3 protein-coding genes are annotated in these 3,460 nt (G+C 38.7%); all 3 read right to left on the reverse strand.

Annotation, left to right across the window (positions count from 1 at the left end):
• Positions 1-1,113: nucleotide sugar dehydrogenase (locus ACXJH6_RS07810; RefSeq protein WP_456471195.1), on the reverse strand; the 1,113-nt coding region annotated here is incomplete at its 3' end.
• Positions 1,114-1,133: 20 nt separating this feature from the next.
• Positions 1,134-2,891 carry a glutamine--fructose-6-phosphate transaminase (isomerizing) gene (gene glmS, locus ACXJH6_RS07815; RefSeq protein ID WP_456471196.1) on the reverse strand — a complete coding sequence of 586 codons (1,758 nt, stop codon included), beginning with the start codon at positions 2,889-2,891 and terminating at the stop codon, positions 1,134-1,136.
• A partial coding sequence (locus tag ACXJH6_RS07820; RefSeq protein ID WP_456471197.1) for a sugar phosphate nucleotidyltransferase occupies positions 2,891-3,460 on the reverse strand: 570 nt, incomplete at its 5' end. The genes glmS and ACXJH6_RS07820, both read right to left, overlap by 1 nt.

The following is a 3,460-nucleotide window of genomic DNA, read 5'->3' on the forward strand; positions in this document are numbered from 1 at the left end:
TTCATCTATTCTGTTTGCAAGTATAACATCCGCTTTTTTGGCAAACTCATCAAAATCACTCACAAACTCAACCCCTTCAACTTCATCGCCTTTTGCCATCGGCTCATAAACTACCAGTTTTACAAAAGGTTTTAGCATTTCCATAACATCAAAAATAGCGCTGCTTCTGAAATTATCGCTTCCGGCTTTCATAATCAGTCTGTAAACCCCAACTGTTTTGGGATTTTTATCAAGCACCCTTTTGGCGATAAACTCTTTTCTTGTAGTATTGCTATCTACAATTGCCTCCATCAGTCTTTGAGGAATGTTTTCAAGCGTATAATTGGCAAGCAGCTGTTTGGTATCTTTTGGCAGACAGTATCCCCCGTATCCGAAACTCGGATTATTGTAATGGTTTCCGATTCTAGGGTCAAGACATATGCCTTCAATAATATCTTTGGTGTTAAGCCCTTTTACCTCGGCATACGTATCAAGCTCGTTAAAAAACGCCACCCTCATAGCAAGGTACGTATTGGCAAACAGTTTAACGGCTTCGGCTTCGGTGTTATTCGTAAACAGAATAGGAATTGTCTCCTTAAAAGCGCCGTCTCTAAGCAGGTTCGCGAATATTTCAGCTCTTGTTGACTTTTCACCTACGATAATACGGCTTGGATACAGACTGTCAAAAAGAGCTTTGCCTTCCCTTAAAAATTCAGGCACGAAAAATATCTTACCGTAATTAAACTCTTTTTTTATCCTTTCGGTATATCCTATGGGAATGGTTGAGCGGATTACGATTGTAGCGTTCGGATTTATTTCTATTACGTCTTTTATAACGCTTTCTATTGACTTTGTATTAAAATAATTGGTAACGGGGTCATAATCGGTAGGGGTGGCGACAACAACATATTCGGCGTTTTCATATGCTTCTTTTTTATCTGTAGTGGCTTTTAAATTAAGCTTTTTTGTCTGGAAAAATTCGGTAATTTCCTTATCTTCAATAGGGCTTATTCTTTTATTTATCATTTCCACTTTTTCTGGAACTATATCTAAAGCCACCACTTCGTTGTTTTGTGCTAATAAAACCGCATTGCTAAGTCCAACGTATCCTGTTCCCGCTATCGCTATTTTCATAAAATTCCTTTTTAGTTTTATTATTCAACTGTAACGGATTTTGCCAAGTTTCTTGGCATATCCACATCGTTACCGAGTCTTACAGCCACCTCAAGGGCCAAAAGCTGCGTTACAACCATCATTTCGAAAAACTCCACCATATCATATTCCGTATCGCTTATTCTTATAAAATCATCGGTAAGTTCTATATATTCGCTTGAAACACTCAAAACCGTAGCGTCTCTTGCAACAAGTTCTTCTATATTGGATTTTGTTTTTTCAAACAGCCTGTTTTTGCTAAGAAGGGCCACCACAAACAGCTCAGGGTCTGCCAAGGCTATGGGCCCGTGTTTCATCTCACCCGCAGGATAGCCCTCCGCGTGAATATAGCTTATTTCTTTTAACTTCAAAGCCCCTTCAAGTGCTAAAGGATAAAAAATATCCCTTCCTATAAAGAAAAACCCATGACCGTGTAGGTATCTTTTTGAGAGTCTTTTTATTTTCTCATGTTTTGAAACATCGACTTTAACGGCCTCTATGGCTTCGTTTATTATTTCATATTCGTTAACATTTCCTAAATAATCGGCAAGCATCCAAAGGGTCATAACCTGGGTTGCAAACGCTTTTGTCGAAGCCACTCCCTTTTCTATTCCGGCTCTAAGCAGTATTGTCTTATCGGCAACCCTGACAATAGAAGAGTTATCGACATTGCAAAGAGCAAGGGTTTTCAGTCCCGCTTTTTTTGCCATTTTAAGAGTCTCAAGCGTATCAGCGGTTTCTCCCGACTGCGAAATTACCACAAAAAGAGTGTCTTTACTCAAAAGAGGCTCCCTGTATCTAAGTTCGCTGGCAACCTCAACATCCACCCTTATTTTAGCTTTTCGCTCTATCAAATATTTCCCTACAAGCCCCGCATGGAAACTGGTCCCGCAGGCGGAAATGATTATATTGTTAATTCCTTCAAAAAAACTTCTCTCAAGTTCTTCAAACACTATTCCATCTTTTGTATTTCTTCCAAGAGTATTTTCTCTTAAAACGTCAAACTGCTCGTATATCTCTTTTTCCATATAAAACCTGAATCCGCCTTTTTTTGCAGACTCCCTGTTTGAGGAAAGCTCTTTAAAAAAAGGTAATATTTTTTCATCGCATCTAAAAAGACTGAGTTCTTTATCAAACCAGCCCCATTCCCCGTCTTCAAGATAATGTGCTTTTTTAGCATATCCTATAAGAGGCGCGTCGGATGAGGCGAAATACCCCTCTTTAGTGACAATAAGAGGTGAGCCGTTTTTAGCAAAAAATATTCTCTCTTCCTTATCGGTTACAAGCAGTACGGCATAAGCCCCCTCAAGCTTTTCAATCGTTTTTTTAAAAGCCTCTTTAGTATTCCCCTCATAATAATACTCAAAAAGCCTTACTATAACTTCCGTATCGGTTTGGGATACGAACTCTATATTTTTTTCTTCTAGAAATTTTTTTATTTCCTGATAGTTTTCTATTATTCCGTTATGAACTACGGCGCTGAATTTGCCTATCTGAGGGTGTGCGTTTATTTCCGTCGGTTTTCCATGGGTTGCCCATCTGGTATGACCGATTCCAAAAAGGGGATTTTTGAATTCAACCTTTGTTACTTTTTCCTCAAGATTTTTAAGTTTCCCTACCGCTTTTATAACTTTTAGGCCTTCTTTATCTTTTACGGCTATTCCCGCGCTGTCATATCCCCTGTATTCAAGTTCCTTTAGACCTTCGATTAAAAATTCGACAACATTATCACACCCTATACACCCTACTATTCCGCACATCAGCTTTCCTTAAATTCTTTTTCATAAAAATAGTTCGCAGCTTCCATAAACCCTTTTACACTTCCGCAGTCAAATCTTTTTCCCTTAAATTTATACGCTATTACCATGCCTTCCTTTGTCTGTTTAAGTAAAGCGTCTGTCAGCTGAATTTCTCCGCCTTTGCCGGGTTTTGTTTCTCTTAAAAGGTCAAAAATATCAGGAGTGAGAATATATCTTCCAATAATGGCCAGGTTACTAGGAGCGTTTTTAGGCTCGGGCTTTTCAACCATATCCTCGACCATATAAATCCCGTCTTCTATTTTTTTGCCTTTGATAACTCCGTATTTTTTAACTTCGCTTTTGGGAACTTCCTCTATAGCAACTATCGTACATCTGAATTTTTTATACAGTTTCACCATCTGGGAAAGAACGTCTCCCTCGCACAAATCATCTGCCAATACCACCGCAAAAGGATTGTTTCCTATCAAAGGCTCTCCTGTTAAAACCGCATGGCCTAGTCCTAGCATCTCTTTTTGTCTGACATATGTAAAGGTACATCTGTCTATCATTTCATCAACTTCTTTTAAAAG

Source organism: Caminibacter sp. (assembly GCF_053999135.1).